The sequence below is a fragment of the Denitromonas ohlonensis genome, from assembly GCF_007625205.1.
GTDB classification, from domain to species: Bacteria; Pseudomonadota; Gammaproteobacteria; order Burkholderiales; family Rhodocyclaceae; genus Nitrogeniibacter; species Nitrogeniibacter ohlonensis.
This window is the reverse complement of sequence record NZ_VMNI01000007.1, coordinates 436,155-450,952: the sequence shown is the minus strand read 5'-3', so window position 1 is coordinate 450,952 and position 14,798 is coordinate 436,155. Positions and strand designations below refer to the sequence as shown.

Sequence of the window (14,798 nt, the reverse complement as noted above, 5' to 3'; positions counted from 1 at the left end):
CGCCGACTTCAACTGCCCGGCAAGCGTGCCTTTGATGACATTTGGTAACGCTTTCGCCGCCCAATCGAGCCCGCCGTGAATCCCGACCTCGACCGACTCCAGCCCTACCCGTTTGAAAAACTGCGCACGCTCTTCGAAGGACTGCCCACCGACTCGCCGCACAGCGCCATCCGCCTGTCGATCGGCGAGCCGCGCCACGACACGCCCAAACTCGTCACCGACGCGCTGGCGGCCAATCTCAATGGCCTGGCCAACTACCCGCTGACCACCGGCACCCCTGCACTGCGCCAGACCATCGCCGACTGGCTGATGCGCCGCTACGGCCTGGGCGCCGTCTCGGCAGAGACCCAGGTACTGCCGGTCACCGGCTCGCGCGAGGCCTTGTTTGCCTTCGCCCAATGCGTGGTTGATCGCACCCAGCCGAATGCGCGGGTGATGTGTCCGAACCCGTTCTATCAAATCTACGAAGGCGCGGCACTGCTCGCTGGCGCGCAGCCGCTGTTTATCAACACGATTGCGTCGTCTGACTTCAGCTTTGACATCAGCGGCATCGACGCCGACACCTGGCGAACCGTGCAGCTGGTGTATGTGTGCTCGCCGGGCAACCCCACCGGCCATGTGATGTCGCTCGACGAATGGCGCACACTGTTTGCGCTGTCGGACGAACACGGCTTTGTCATCGCCGCCGACGAGTGCTATTCGGAGATCTATTTCGACGAAGCCTCGCCGCCGCTGGGTGCGCTGGAGGCCGCCTGGCAGCTTGGCCGCACCGACTTCCGTAACGTCGTGGTGTTCTCCAGCCTGTCGAAGCGCTCCAACGTGCCGGGCCTGCGCTCCGGCTTCGTGGCCGGCGACGCCGCGGTACTCAAGCAGTTTCTGCGCTATCGCACTTACCACGGCTGCGCCATGAGCCCGTCAGTGCAGGCGGCGTCCATCGCCGCCTGGAACGACGAAGCCCATGTGATCGAAAACCGTCGCCTGTACCGCGAAAAATTCGACCAGATCACCCCCATGCTTGCGCCGTACCTGGGCGTGCAGAAACCGGATGCCGGTTTCTACCTGTGGGCCCGCACCCCGGGCTCCGACACCGACTTCGCCCGTGGTCTGCAGGCTGAATATAATGTGACGGTTCTGCCGGGCAGCTACCTGGCCCGCCAAGCGCATGGGCTCAACCCGGGCGCCGGCTATGTGCGCATTGCGCTGGTCGCCGCGCCCGACGAATGCCTGGAGGCGGCCGAACGCATCGTCGCCTTCTGCCGCGCCGGCCAGTAAGCACTCATTTCAAATTATCGACAAAGGGACACCTCCCCATGCAACAACTCCAACAAATCATCGACACCGCCTTTGACAACCGCGCCAGCCTGTCACCCACCAGCGCCCCGACTGAAATCCGCGAAGCGGTCGAAGAAGTCATCGCCGGCCTCGACAACGGCAGCCTGCGCGTGGCGCAGAAAGTCGACGGCCAATGGGTGGTCAATCAATGGGTCAAGAAGGCCGTGCTGATCTCCTTCCGCTTGCGCGACAACGGAATCATGCCGGGCGGCTCGACCAACTTCTACGACAAGGTCCCCACCAAATTCGGTGATTACACGCCCGAGCAGTTCCAGCAAGGCGGCTTCCGCGTGGTGCCGCCCGCCACCGCGCGCAAGGGCAGCTTCATCGGCAAGAACGTGGTGCTGATGCCCTCCTATGTGAACATCGGTGCGTATGTGGACGAAGGCACCATGGTCGACACCTGGGCCACCGTCGGTTCCTGCGCGCAGATCGGCAAGAACGTGCACCTGTCGGGTGGCGTAGGCATCGGCGGCGTGCTCGAACCCGTGCAGGCCGGCCCCGTCATCATTGAGGACAATGTCTTTGTCGGCGCCCGTTCAGAAGTCGTCGAGGGTGTCGTTATCGAAGAGAATGCTGTGCTCTCGATGGGCGTGTATCTGGGTCAAAGCACCAAGATTTACGACCGTGAAACCGGCTCGGTGACCTACGGCCGTGTGCCCTCTGGCGCCGTGGTGGTGCCGGGCAGCCTGCCTTCGGCCGACGGAAAGTACAGCCTGTACTGCGCCGTGATCGTCAAGCGTGTCGACGCGCAAACCCGCGCCAAGACCGCGATCAACGAGTTGCTGCGCGGCGCCTGATTCACACCGCCGGGGCGGGCTGCTGCCTGCCCCGAACGACTGCCTAACCCGCCAGGAAGTGCATGCGATGATCCTCGACAAGCTGTTCACCCTGATGGCCGAAAAGAACGCTTCGGACATCTTCATCACCGCCGGCGTCCCCATCCACATCAAGATCGAAGGCGAAACCCTGCCGATCAATCAGCAGATGATGGAGCCGACGATGATCCGGCGCATGGCCGACGAGATCATGGCGCCGGAGCAGGCGGTACGCTTCGACAAAGACAAGGAGATGAACCTCTCCTTCGGTCGGCGTGATGTGGGCAACTTCCGGGTGAACCTCTTCTGGCAACGCAACAGCGTGGCCATCGTGGTGCGTTTCATCCGCGGCGACATCCCCACGCTCGATTCGCTCAAGCTGCCTGAAAAGCTCGCCGACATCATCATGGAGAAACGCGGCCTGGTGCTGGTCGTGGGCGCCACGGGCTCGGGCAAGTCGACCACCATGGCCTCGATGATCGACCACCGGAACCGCAACCGGACCGGTCACATCCTGACCATTGAAGACCCGATCGAATACCTCTTCAAACACCGCAAATCGATCATCAATCAGCGTGAAATCGGCATCGACACCCACGACTGGAACGAAGCGCTGCGCAACGCCATGCGCCAAGCGCCCGACTGCATCCTGATCGGCGAAATCCGCGACAAGGACACCATGCAGGCGGCGCTGGCCTACGCGCAAACCGGCCACCTCTGCCTGGCCACGCTGCACGCCAACAATGCCTATCACGCGCTGAACCGCATCGTGAACTTCTTCCCGCTGGAAAACCGCCCGCTGCTCTACCTCGACCTGGCGGTGGCACTCAAATGCATCATTTCCCAGCGGCTGGTGCGCCGGCCCGACGGCCTGCGCCTGCCATCGGTCGAACTCTTGCTGAACACCCGCCATGTGGCCGAACTGATCGAGCGGGGTGAGATCAGCAGCATCAAGGAAGCCATGGAGCAGACGCTTGCCCCGGGCTCGCAGACCTTCGAGCAAGACCTGTTCCGCCTCTACCGCGAAAAGATCATCACGCTCGACGAAGCGCTGGCACACGCCGATTCGCCCACCAATCTGTCCTGGCTGATCAACAACTCGCAGATCAGCACCGACGCGAACGACCAGCCCCCGCAAAAACGCCAGCACAGCGGCATCATCGATTTCGAAAGCACTCAACCGGACGGTGCGTCCTTCAGCGAATTCACCCTGAATCTCGAAGATCGCTGATCACCCCCGCCGTCACTCAAACCGGATTTCATGACCTCACCTGACTCCCCCACCCTCGCGCTGACCCGCGAGCTGATCGGCCGCCGTTCGGTCACGCCGGAAGACGCCGGCTGCCTCGACCTCATCGCCTCGCGCCTGGCGCCGCTCGGCTTCACCCTGGAGCGCATCGACCGCAACGGCGTCTGCAACCTGTGGGCGCACCGCGGCAGCAGCGGCCCGGTGCTGTGTTTCGCCGGCCATACCGATGTGGTACCCACCGGCCCGGTCGAGCGCTGGGCGTCCGACCCGTTCATCCCGACCGAACGCGACGGCTATCTGTACGGCCGCGGTGCCGCCGACATGAAAGCCTCGCTGGCCGCCTTCGTGACCGCCATCGAACGCTTCGTCGACGCGCACCCTGACCACCCCGGCCGCATCGCCTTGTTGCTCACCTCAGACGAAGAAGGCGACGCGACCGATGGCACCGTTGCCGTCGTTCAGGCTTTCGAAGCACGCGGCGAGCGCATCGACTACTGCATCGTCGGCGAGCCGACCTCGGTCGAGCGCCTTGGCGACATGATCAAGAACGGCCGTCGTGGCAGCCTGTCGGGCAAGCTGGTGGTCAAGGGCATCCAGGGCCACATCGCCTACCCGCATCTGGCCCGCAACCCGATCCACCAGGCCGTGCCCGCGCTGACCGAACTCGCCGCCACCGAATGGGACGCTGGCAACGAATACTTTCCGCCCACCAGCTGGCAGATCTCCAACATCGCCGGCGGCACCGGGGCGAGCAACGTCATCCCCGGCACGATGGAAGTGCGCTTCAATTTCCGCTTTTCGTCGGCCTCCACCGATGGCGGCCTCAAGCAACGCGTGCACGACATCCTCGACAAGCACGGCCTCGAATACAGCCTCGACTGGAACCTCTCCGGCCAGACCTACCTCACCCCGCGCGGCACCCTGGTGGACGCGGTCACCCGCGCCATCCAGACCGAATGCGGCATTGCGGCTGAAATCTCGACCACCGGCGGCACCTCGGACGGGCGCTTCATCGCCCGCATCTGCGATCAGGTCGTCGAGTTCGGCCCGGTCAACGCCACCATTCACAAGATCGATGAATGCATCGCCCTCGATGCCATCGATCCGCTCTCTGCGGTCTATGCCCGCTGCCTTGAAAACCTGCTACTGACGCCGACCCGATGAGCCACGACGAACACGATCACGACCACGAAGACCATGACCACAGCGGCCCGCTGGTCGAGCTGGTCACCCTGCGCGACTGGCTGCGTTACGCCGTGACCCGCTTCAACCGGGCGCAACTGTTTTTCGGCCACGGCACCGACAACGCCTGGGACGAAGCGGTTTATCTCATGCTGCACACCCTGGCCTTGCCGCTCGACCGGCTCGAGCCCTTCATGGACGCCTGCATTCCGCTCGACGAACGTGAAACGCTGCTCGAGGTCATCGACCGTCGCGTCGAATCGCGCATGCCGGCCGCCTACCTGACCGGCGAAGCCTGGCTGGCCGGCTACCGCTTCAAGGTCGACCCGCGGGTCATCGTGCCGCGCTCCTACTTCGCCGCCCTGCTCGCCGACGGTCTGTCACCGTGGATCGACGACCCCGACGCCGTCACCCGCGTGGCCGACGTCTGTACCGGCTCCGGTTGCCTGGCGATCATGATGGCGCACACCTTCCCGAACGCCGAGGTCGACGCGGTTGACCTCTCCGCCGATGCCCTGGCCGTGGCCACCGACAACGTCGCGGATTACGGACTTGAAGCGCAGGTGCATCTGCACCAGGGCGACGCGCTCGCCCCGCTGGCCGGACAGCGCTACGACCTGATCCTCAGCAACCCGCCCTATGTCACCGCCGAAGCGATGGCCGCCCTGCCTGCGGAATACCTGCACGAGCCCGAAATGGCGCTGGCCGCCGGCGACGATGGCCTCGATGTGGTGCGTTCGCTGATCGCACAGGCGCGCGCGCACCTGAATCCCGGCGCTCTGCTGATGGTTGAGGTCGGCCACAACCGTCATCTGGTCGAAGCGGCGTTTCCCGATCTTCCGCTGACCTGGCTGTCCGACGATCACGCCGAAGACATGATCTTCATGCTGCGCGAAGATGAACTGCCGTGAGCCCCTGGAGAAAACAGCCCACTGCCCGACGGATTTGAGATGAAGGCGAGACCCGCCGCCGAGATGGTGTTGCGCTGATGAACCCGCGACGGTTTGCACCGACCCGCTTGCGCGTCGCCTTGATCGGGCTGGTCATCACCGTCCAGTGCCTGACGATCCTCGGCATCGCGCTGGCGAGCTGGCAATGGCTCACCCCCGACGCCACCGGGACGCCGGCCGACTACGATAGCTATTGGCAACGCATGCTGCTCGTCGGCGGGATTGCCGTCGTCCTGTCCGGACTGATCGTCGCACTCGCCACCACGCCACTCATCCGCCGCCTCCAACGCCTTCGCGAAGCCGGAAAGCGATTCGCCAAAGGACAGCTCAAGGTCCGCATCCAGGACGATGCCCCGGACGAAATCGGCGAGCTCGGCCGCAGTTTTGATCAGATGGCCGAGCAACTGGCCTATCAATTCAAACGCATGCGTGGCAAGGATGCCCGCCTGTCACTGGTCATTGAAGGCACCTCGGACGGCATCTGGGACTGGGACCTGCTGGCCAACGAGGTGTACTTTTCACCCCGTTTCCGCAAATTGCTCGGTTACACCGACGAAGCCGAATTTCGACGCGGCTTCTTCTTCTCGACCGCCTTGCACCCCGACGACCGGGAGCGCGTGCTCTCGGCGCAATACGCCCACCTCGAACACAAGAGTCCGTTTGACGAGTCCTATCGGCTGCGCTGTCGCGACGGCAACTACCGCTGGTTTCGCGGACGCGGACAGGCACGCTGGAACAAGGAAGGCAAAGCCGACCGCTACGCCGGCTCGATCACCGACATCCAGGCGCAAAAACAATCCGAAGCGGCCCGACGGGAAAGCGAAGAGCGCCTCTACTACGCCATCCGCGGCTCGTCCGACGGCATCTGGGATTGGAACCTGCGACTCGAGCGCTACTACATGTCGCCGCGCTACAAGCAGCTCCTTGGCTATCGCGACGACGAACTGCCCAACCAGCGCGACAGCTTCCTCGCGCTGATTCACCCCGACGATCGCGAGCGCATCGAAGCGGCCGTAACATCGCACTTCACAACGCGCGACCCCTATGACGTAGCGTGCCGGCTCCGCCACAAGGACGGCAGCTATCGCTGGTTCCGCCACCGCGGCGAAGCGGTGTGGGATGACGCGGGCGACGTCGTCCGCTTCGCTGGCGCAAGCAGCGACATCACCGAGCAACGCCAGGCGCAGGAGAGCATTCGCGCGCTGTTGACCGAGAAGCAGGCGATTCTGGACAACGTGCCAGTCGGCATCGTGTTCGTCGAAAACCAGCGCATTGCCAACGCCAATCAACGTTTTCTTGAATGGTTTGCGCCATCAGGCGAATCCGTCTCTGGTGAGTCCCTGGCGCAACTCGGCCTGCAAAGCCTGCAACTCGCCGCCGGCGAATCACAAGTCACGCGCGAGATGCAGCTGGCCCGCCACGATGGCGTTCGACGCTGGTTTTATGTCACGGGGCGCTTGATCAAGCCCGACACGCCCGACGCCGGCGCCTTGTGGATCTTTGCCGACACCACCGACCTGAAAACCACCAGCGCGGCCTTGCGCGACGCCCACGGGCTGTCCGATGCGGTCGTCAAGAGCCTGCCCGGCGTATTTTTCCTGCTTGAAGCCAGCGGCCGCATCCTTCGCTGGAACCACAACCTCGAGAACGTGACCGGCACCCCCGCCGAGCAGATGGAACACCTCATCATCCGAAGCCTGTTCCACCCGGATGATCGGCTCAGCTTTCAGAGCGCCTTGATGCAAGCGCTGCGCACCGAGCACGCCACCATTGACGCGCGCTTGAGTGCCACGAACGACGCGGGCATTCCGTACGTATTCACGATCATTCGGGTTGAGCTGCAAGGGGTGAGCCATCTGGTCGGTGTTGGCGTCGACATCAGCGAACGGCTGGCTGCCGAACGTGAAGTGCAGGCGCTCAATACGGCACTTGAAACACGCGTACGCGAGCGCACCGCCGAGCTCACCGTTGCCAACCAGGAACTCGAATCCTTCAGCTATTCGGTATCCCACGATCTGAGCGCGCCGCTACGGGGCATCGACGGTTTCTCGCGCATGCTCGAAGAGGACTATCGACCGCAACTCGACCCGAACGCGCTGGGCTACCTGCAACGCATTCGCAGCGCCACCCATCGCATGCAGCAGCTCATTGACGATCTGCTCAAACTCTCGCGTGTGACACGCGACGAGATGCACCGGTCGGATTTCAACCTGGCAACCCTTGTCCACGACATCGAAGCGGAGCTTCGGCAGGAGCAGCCGGAGCGGAGCGTCTCACTCAGCGTGCCAGATGAGCTTCCGGTGCATGGCGACCGCAGCCTGCTTCGTATCGCCATGAGCAATCTTATTCGTAATGCATGGAAGTTCACGAGCCAGAACCCGTCCGCAAGGCTGGAGATCGGTTGCTTGCAGCAAGATGGCGAGACGGTGTATTTTGCCAAGGACAACGGCGCAGGTTTTGACATGCGCTATGCCAGTAAACTGTTTTGCGCTTTTCAGCGCCTGCATCGCGAATCGGATTATCCGGGCACCGGCATTGGACTGGCCACAGTCAGCCGGATCATCCATCGCCACGGCGGCCGCGTCTGGGCCGACGCCCAGGTCGGTCGCGGCGCCACCTTTTTCTTTACCCTCGGCTGATTCCCCTGCCGAGTTCAGGAGTACGCATGCCTACCGAGCGCCCTATTCTTCTCGTTGAGGACAACCCGGACGATGAAGCTCTTACCTTGCGGGCCTTCAGCAAAAACAAGATCCCCAACCCGGTCGTGGTTGCGCGCGATGGGGTCGAGGCACTCGACTACCTCTTTGGCACGGGTAGCCACGAAGGGCACAAGAACAACCCGATGCCGGCCGTCATTCTGCTCGACCTGAAGTTGCCGCGTATCGACGGTCTGGAAGTGTTGCGCCGCATCCGCGCCAACGAGACGACGGCGCTCTTGCCGGTGGTCGTACTCACCACATCAAAAGAACAGCAGGACATCACCGAAGCGTATCGCTTGGGTGCGAACAGCTACATCCGCAAGCCGGTCGACTTCGAACGCTTCATTCAGGCGGTGGGCCAGCTCGGCGTCTATTGGCTGTCGCTGAACGAGTCCTCAGAGCCGGCACCCGGCAGCGGCGCCTGATCGGGTATCGAGGTCGCGCTCAGGCGAGCTCGTCGATCCAGGCCTGCTGAATGCCTTCGAGAATCCGTTCGCCACAGCGAGCCGGATCGTCATTGAACTCGGGCAGCGCAAGCACCCAGTTCATCAGATCGACAAAATTCACCTTGGTCGGGTCCACCTCGGGGTGGGCGTCCGATAGCTGAATGGCAATCTCTTCGACTTCGGTCCATTTCATCCGTGCTTGCCCTCGCTGACCATGTTGATGGTGTACTTCGGAATCTCGACCGTCAGCGGCGTGTCACGAACGAGTGCCTGACAGGCCAGTCGTGATGTTGGCTCCAGCCCCCAGGCGCGATCGAGCAGATCGTCCTCGAGTTCTTCGGCGCCTTCCAGCGAGGCATAACCCTCACGCACGATGACATGACAGGTCGTGCACGCACAGCTCTTTTCACAGGCATGCTCGATGGCAATACCGTTGGCGAGCAGGCTGTCACAGATCGTGGTCCCCGGACTCACCTCCAGCACAGCCCCTTCCGGGCACAACTCCACATGCGGCAACACGACTATCTGCGTCATTTCAAACCTTCAGTTCATTGATCTTGTGGCCGGCCAGCGCCGTCCGAATGCTTTTGTCCATGCGTCGCGCCGCGAATGCGTCGGTCTGTCGGCTCAAACCATCAAGCGCCGTGCGCAGTGCCTTGGCGTCGGTCTCGGCCACCGCCTGGCGCAGCGCCGCCATGGCCGCGTCGACGCCTGCGCGCTCCTCGGCGTCGAGCAAGACACCGTCGGCCAGCAAAGCCTGCTGCACCGCTTCTAACAGGCGCTCGCCTTCAACTTGCAGTTCGCGCACGGCGCGCGCCTTGGCGTCTTCACCGGCGTTGTCAAAACCGGCCTTGAGCATGTCCGCAATCTCGTCGTCAGCCAGACCGTAGGATGGCTTGACCACCACCTGCGCCTCGACACCGGAGGACATCTCGCGGGCCGTCACGGCCAGCAAGCCATCGGCATCGACCTGGTAACTGACCCGAATGCGTGCCGCACCGGCCGTCATGGGCGGAATGCCGCGCAGCTCAAACCGTGCGAGTGAGCGGCAGTTTGACACCAGCTCCCGTTCGCCCTGCACCACATGAATGGCCATGGCAGTCTGGCCGTCCTTGAAGGTGGTGAATTCCTGCGCCTTGGCAATCGGGATCGTCGAATTGCGCGGCACGATCTTCTCGACCAGGCCGCCCATGGTTTCGATACCGAGCGACAGCGGAATCACATCGAGCAGCAACCAGTCGTCGTCGGCGGTGCGATTGCCTGCCAGTACGTTGGCCTGCATGGCTGCGCCAAGCGCGACCACTTTGTCGGGGTCGAGGTTGGTCAAAGGTGACTGGCCAAAGAACTCGCCCACGGCCTGCTGCAGATGCAGCATGCGGGTCGCCCCGCCAACCATCACCACGCCCTTGATCTCATCCACCGACAGGTCGGCATCGCGCAAGGCCTTGCGCACCGGCGCAAGGGTTTTGTTGACCAAGGTGCGGGTGATGTCCACAAACGTCTCGCGTGTGAGCGTCAGGTCCACCTCGTCGCCGGTACTCAATGTCACTCGAACCTGCGCTTCTTCTTCGGTGCTCAAGCGCTCCTTGGCACGGCGAGCCAGCGCCTGAAGACGACGCGCATCGCTGTCCGACACGGGCGCAACGCCCGACTGATCGAGAATCCAGCAGAACACGCGATGGTCAAAATCATCGCCACCCAGCGAGGCGTCACCATTGGTCGACATGACCTCGAAGACACCGCGCGAGAGCTTGAGAATCGAGATATCGAAGGTGCCGCCGCCCAGATCGTAGATGGCGTAAACGCCTTCTGAGGCGTTCTCGAGGCCGTAGGCCACCGCCGCGGCAGTGGGCTCGTTGAGCAGTCGAAGCACATTCAGACCGGCGAGCCGCGCGGCATCCTTGGTGGCCTGACGCTGGGCGTCGTCGAAATACGCTGGCACGGTGATCACGGCGCCCACCAGCGAACCACCCAGGCTGGCTTCGGCGCGCTCGCGCAAGTGCTTCAGAATCTCGGCGGAGACTTCGACCGGCGTTTTGACGCCCGCGGCCGTGCGGAAGCGCAGCATGCCTTCGGTGTCGACAAAGTCGTAAGGCATCGACTCGATATGGGTCACGTCCTTGACGCCACGGCCCATGAATCGCTTGACCGACACCAGCGTGTTGCGCGGATCATCCACCTGAAACGCCTGTGCGCCGCGTCCCACCAGCGTCGTGCCGGCGCGCGGGTAATGCACCACCGAGGGCAGCATCGAACGACCGTCGGCGTCATTCAGGCAGACGGAGATCCCGTTGCGCACCGAGGCGACCAGCGAATTGGTCGTGCCCAGGTCGATACCGACCGCGAGACGATGCTCATGCGGTGCGGTCGATTCGCCGGGTTCTTGCAGTTGTAGCAAAGCCATCAGTCTTCCAGCGCTTCGAGCGCATCGTCGATTTCTATCTGGAGTTTTTCGATGAACATCAGGCGGCGTACGGTATCGGCCGCCAGTTCGCCATCGGTCACACCCTCGGCGAGTTGGCCCGACAAATTCTGATGAAGCTCACGCTCATGCAGGTCGAGACGCTGGCGCATGTGTTCAAGGTCGCTCACATCGCCGCCCTCGCGGGCTTCTTCAACGCCCTCGCGCCATTCCATCTGCTCCATCAGGAAGGCGGGCGCCATCGCGGTGTTGGTCTCGATGCCGGCGTCTACGCCACGTAGCGACAACATGTAGCGCGCGCGCAGCAGCGGCTTGCGCAGCGTTCGGTAGGCTTCGTTGACGTGCGTCGCCCACTGCATCGAAACGCGCTTTTCAGCGTCCGAGCGGTGGGCGTGGCGATCAGGATGCACCTGTGCCTGGCAGTCGCGATACGCCTGCTCCAGGCGGTCCTTGTCGATATCGAAGCCTTGCGGCAAACCAAACAGCGAGAAATAGTCTTGCTGAAGATCCATAAATCAGACGCCTCAGCAAAAATCAGACATTAAAGCTCTCGCCGCACCCGCACTCGTCCTTGACGTTGGGGTTCTTGAACTTGAACCCCTCATTGAGACCTTCACGTACGAAGTCGAGCTCGGTGCCGTCCATGTACGGCAGGCTCTTCGGGTCGACCAGCACCTTCACCCCGCGACATTCGAAAATGATGTCTTCAGGCGCGGCCTCGTCGGCGAATTCGAGCTTGTACGCCATGCCGGAACAACCCGAGGTTTTGACGCCCAGGCGGATACCGACGCCCTTGCCACGTTTTTCGATAAAGCGCGCCACATGATCCGCTGCGCGCTCAGACAGAGTGATTGCCATCGACCGACTCCTTATTCGCCTTTTGCTTCCTGGTGCTTGCGATAGTCCGCCACAGCGGCCTTGATCGCATCTTCAGCCAGGATTGAGCAGTGAATTTTGACCGGCGGCAGTGCCAGCTCTTCGGCAATTGCCGTGTTCTTGATATCCAGGGCCTCGTCGAGGGACTTGCCCTTGACCCATTCGGTCACCAGCGAGCTGGACGCAATGGCCGAGCCACAACCATAAGTCTTGAACTTGGCGTCTTCAATCACGCCCTGGCCATTGACCTTGATCTGCAGCTTCATCACGTCGCCACAGGCCGGCGCGCCGACCATGCCGGTGCCCACGCCAGCCTCGTCTTTGCCAAAGGCGCCGACGTTGCGGGGGTTTTCGTAGTGATCCAGCACTTTTTCGCTATAAGCCATGTTCTATTCTCCTGTCAGCTCAGTGGGCCGCCCACTGCACGGTATTCAGATCCACCCCGTCCTGCACCATCTCCCACAGGGGCGACAATTCACGCAGTTTGCTGATCTTCCGATGCAACAGGTCAATGGTGAAATCCACTTCTTCTTCTGTCGTGAAGCGCCCGATCGAGAAGCGGATCGAGCTGTGCGCCAGCTCATCGTTCCGACCCAGCGCACGCAACACGTATGAGGGCTCCAGGCTGGCCGAAGTACAGGCCGAGCCACTCGACACCGCCACTTCCTTGATCGCCATGATCAAGGACTCCCCTTCGACATAGGCGAAGGAGATGTTCAGATTGTGCGGCACGCGCTTGGCGATGTCGCCGTTCACGTAAGTGGCTTCAATGTCGGTCAGGCCGTTCATGAGTTTGTCGCGCAGCAGACCGATACGTTCGTTCTCGGTCGCCATCTCTTCGCGCGCCAGGCGGAACGCCACGCCCATGCCGACGATCTGGTGCGCTGCCAGCGTGCCCGAGCGCATGCCCCGCTCATGGCCGCCGCCATGCATCTGCGCAATCAGGCGAACCCGCGGCTTGCGACGCACATACAACGCGCCGATGCCTTTCGGGCCATAGGTCTTGTGCGCCGAGAAGGACATCAGATCGACCTTCAGCTTCTGCAGATCGATCTCGACTTTACCGGTGGCCTGGGCGGCATCCACATGGAAGATGATGCCGCGCTCGCGGCAGATCTCACCAATCTCTTCGATGGGCTGAACCACACCGACTTCGTTGTTGACCATCATCACCGACACCACCGTGGTGTCGTCGCGCAAGGCGGCGCGGAACGCATCCAGGTTCAGCAGACCGTCTTCCTGCACATCCAGATAGGTCACCTCAAAGCCCTGGCGCTCGAGCTCACGGCAGGTATCCAGCACCGCCTTGTGCTCGGTCTTGAGCGTGATGATGTGCTTACCCTTGCTCTGGTAGAACTGGGCCGCACCCTTGATCGCCAGATTATCGGATTCCGTTGCGCCGGAGGTCCACACGATTTCTTTCGGGTCGGCATTGACCAGCGCCGCCACGTCGGCACGCGCCAGTTCGACCGCCTTTTCAGCTTCCCAGCCATAGGCGTGGGAGCGGCTCGCGGGGTTGCCAAAATGCTCGCTCAGATACGGGATCATCGCCTCGACCACACGCGGGTCGATCGGCGTGGTCGCCGAATAATCGAGATAAATCGGGAACTTCAACATGCACTCTCTCCGTCCGGGCCATCGCAGCCCACTCGTTTTCTGTTCAGTCAGCTCGCCATGGCCGTCAGGCCACGCAAGGTATTCAATTCATTCGACAAGGCGCCAACAAAGCGGTTCACCTCGTCCAGTGTTGTCGCCCGGCCCACGCTGACGCGAATCGCGCCACGCGCCATCTCGGGCGCCACACCCATCGCCAGCAAGGTTTTCGACGGCTCCGGATTTGCGCTGGAGCACGCCGAACCGCTCGCGCACGCAAACCCCGCCCGATCCAGCTTGCCGACCAGCGTCTCGCCATCGACACCTGAAAAAGCAAAAAAGCTGGTGCCCGACAAACGCGTCGCATCCGCGGAAAACACCGTTGCGCCCAGGCTGCCAAGCCCTTCTTCAAGTGCGGCCTTGAGCTGTGCCGCGTGCGTTGCGTCATCTACGCGGCGTGATTCTGCCAGTTCACAGGCCAGACCAAAACCCACAATTGCAGCAAGGTTTTCGGTTCCGGAGCGTAATCCACGCTCCTGGCCACCGCCATCGATCAGCGGCGCGAGCTCAACACGCTTGTCGACAACCAGCGCACCGACACCGATCGGGCCATAAATCTTGTGCGCCGACACGGTCAGCGCATTCACGCCCAGCGCCCGAAAATCGACCGCCACCTTACCCAGCGCCTGCACGGCGTCGGTATGAAAGCGAGCACCCTGCGCCCTCGCCATCGCGGCCAGGGACGCAATATCCTGAAGCACGCCGGTTTCATTGTTCGCCAGCATGACCGACACCAACTGCGGACGCGCCGACAGCTTTTCGGTGAAATCGGCCATGTCGATCACGCCTTGCGCATCGACACCCATTTCATCAAACGTCCAACCCTGCTTCACCAACCGGCGCGCCGACTCCCGCACGCACGGATGCTCGATCGCGCTCACGGCCACGCGGCCCGGCTTCAGCATGGCGGCCGCGCCCTTGAGGAACAGGTTGTTCGCCTCCGATCCGCCACTGGTGAAGATTACCTCGGTCGGATGTGCACCCAGCGCAGCGGCCACTTGTGCACGCGCGGTATCAATCGCTGCGCGCGCATGGCGACCGTATTCATGACGACTCGACGCGTTTCCGAAGCGCTCGCCAAGATACGGCAACATGGCTTCGCGCACCTGCGGGTCGAGCGGCGTCGTCGCGTTGTGATCGAAGTACACCGGGGCAAACATGGTCTGCAAAC

General features: G+C 62.5%; 15 protein-coding genes. 7 read left to right on the top strand and 8 right to left on the bottom strand.

Annotated elements, in window-relative coordinates; all coding sequences use genetic code 11:
* The first annotated feature begins 75 nt into the window (after positions 1–75).
* The 7 genes from dapC to FHP89_RS09340 all read left to right on the top strand — a co-directional run bounded on the left by dapC (position 76) and on the right by FHP89_RS09340 (position 8,655).
* Positions 76–1,272, top strand: coding sequence for a succinyldiaminopimelate transaminase (gene dapC, locus FHP89_RS09370; protein ID WP_144173517.1), 1,197 nt, complete (start codon positions 76–78; stop codon positions 1,270–1,272).
* A gap of 38 nt (positions 1,273–1,310) precedes the next feature.
* Complete coding sequence (gene dapD / locus FHP89_RS09365; RefSeq protein ID WP_144173515.1) at positions 1,311–2,132, top strand: 2,3,4,5-tetrahydropyridine-2,6-dicarboxylate N-succinyltransferase; 822 nt, start codon at positions 1,311–1,313, stop codon at positions 2,130–2,132.
* Positions 2,133–2,199: 67 nt separating this feature from the next.
* Positions 2,200–3,381, top strand: a complete 1,182-nt coding sequence (locus FHP89_RS09360) for a PilT/PilU family type 4a pilus ATPase (RefSeq protein WP_144173513.1) — start codon at positions 2,200–2,202, stop codon at positions 3,379–3,381.
* Between the two features lie 30 nt (positions 3,382–3,411).
* On the top strand, positions 3,412–4,563 hold the full coding sequence (gene dapE / locus FHP89_RS09355) for a succinyl-diaminopimelate desuccinylase (protein ID WP_144173511.1): 1,152 nt from the start codon (positions 3,412–3,414) through the stop codon (positions 4,561–4,563).
* Positions 4,560–5,492 (top strand): 50S ribosomal protein L3 N(5)-glutamine methyltransferase, encoded by a 933-nt coding sequence (gene prmB / locus FHP89_RS09350; protein WP_144173509.1) that lies wholly within the window; start codon positions 4,560–4,562, stop codon positions 5,490–5,492. The genes dapE and prmB overlap by 4 nt, the downstream gene beginning before the upstream one ends.
* A 77-nt stretch (positions 5,493–5,569) precedes the next feature.
* The gene (locus tag FHP89_RS09345; RefSeq protein WP_144173507.1) at positions 5,570–8,170 is read left to right on the top strand and encodes a PAS domain-containing protein; all 2,601 of its coding nucleotides are present in this window, start codon (positions 5,570–5,572) and stop codon (positions 8,168–8,170) included.
* Between the two features lie 26 nt (positions 8,171–8,196).
* The gene (locus FHP89_RS09340) at positions 8,197–8,655 is read left to right on the top strand and encodes a response regulator (RefSeq protein ID WP_144173505.1); all 459 of its coding nucleotides are present in this window, start codon (positions 8,197–8,199) and stop codon (positions 8,653–8,655) included.
* 19 nt (positions 8,656–8,674) lie between these two features.
* Here FHP89_RS09340 and iscX read toward each other — a convergent pair whose 3' ends face one another.
* From iscX to FHP89_RS09300, 8 genes are read right to left on the bottom strand one after another with little or no spacing between them, the layout of a single operon-like run.
* Positions 8,675–8,869: a Fe-S cluster assembly protein IscX gene (iscX, locus tag FHP89_RS09335; RefSeq protein ID WP_144173503.1), complete on the bottom strand. Its 195-nt coding sequence runs from the start codon at positions 8,867–8,869 to the stop codon at positions 8,675–8,677.
* Positions 8,866–9,210: an ISC system 2Fe-2S type ferredoxin gene (fdx, locus tag FHP89_RS09330; protein WP_144173501.1), complete on the bottom strand. Its 345-nt coding sequence runs from the start codon at positions 9,208–9,210 to the stop codon at positions 8,866–8,868. The genes iscX and fdx overlap by 4 nt, the downstream gene beginning before the upstream one ends.
* Position 9,211: 1 nt before the next feature.
* Entirely contained in the window at positions 9,212–11,080 is a 1,869-nt protein-coding gene (gene hscA, locus FHP89_RS09325) for a Fe-S protein assembly chaperone HscA (protein WP_144173499.1), read from the bottom strand.
* Positions 11,080–11,610, bottom strand: coding sequence for a Fe-S protein assembly co-chaperone HscB (gene hscB / locus FHP89_RS09320; protein ID WP_144173497.1), 531 nt, complete (start codon positions 11,608–11,610; stop codon positions 11,080–11,082). The genes hscA and hscB overlap by 1 nt, the downstream gene beginning before the upstream one ends.
* A gap of 22 nt (positions 11,611–11,632) precedes the next feature.
* A complete protein-coding gene (gene iscA, locus FHP89_RS09315) occupies positions 11,633–11,956 on the bottom strand; it encodes an iron-sulfur cluster assembly protein IscA (RefSeq protein WP_144173495.1) in 324 nt (107 codons plus the stop codon).
* 11 nt (positions 11,957–11,967) lie between these two features.
* Entirely contained in the window at positions 11,968–12,360 is a 393-nt protein-coding gene (iscU, locus tag FHP89_RS09310) for a Fe-S cluster assembly scaffold IscU (protein WP_144173493.1), read from the bottom strand.
* A gap of 19 nt (positions 12,361–12,379) precedes the next feature.
* Positions 12,380–13,591 (bottom strand): IscS subfamily cysteine desulfurase, encoded by a 1,212-nt coding sequence (locus FHP89_RS09305; protein ID WP_144173491.1) that lies wholly within the window; start codon positions 13,589–13,591, stop codon positions 12,380–12,382.
* 47 nt (positions 13,592–13,638) lie between these two features.
* Complete coding sequence (locus FHP89_RS09300; RefSeq protein ID WP_144173488.1) at positions 13,639–14,787, bottom strand: cysteine desulfurase family protein; 1,149 nt, start codon at positions 14,785–14,787, stop codon at positions 13,639–13,641.
* Positions 14,788–14,798 lie beyond the last annotated feature (11 nt).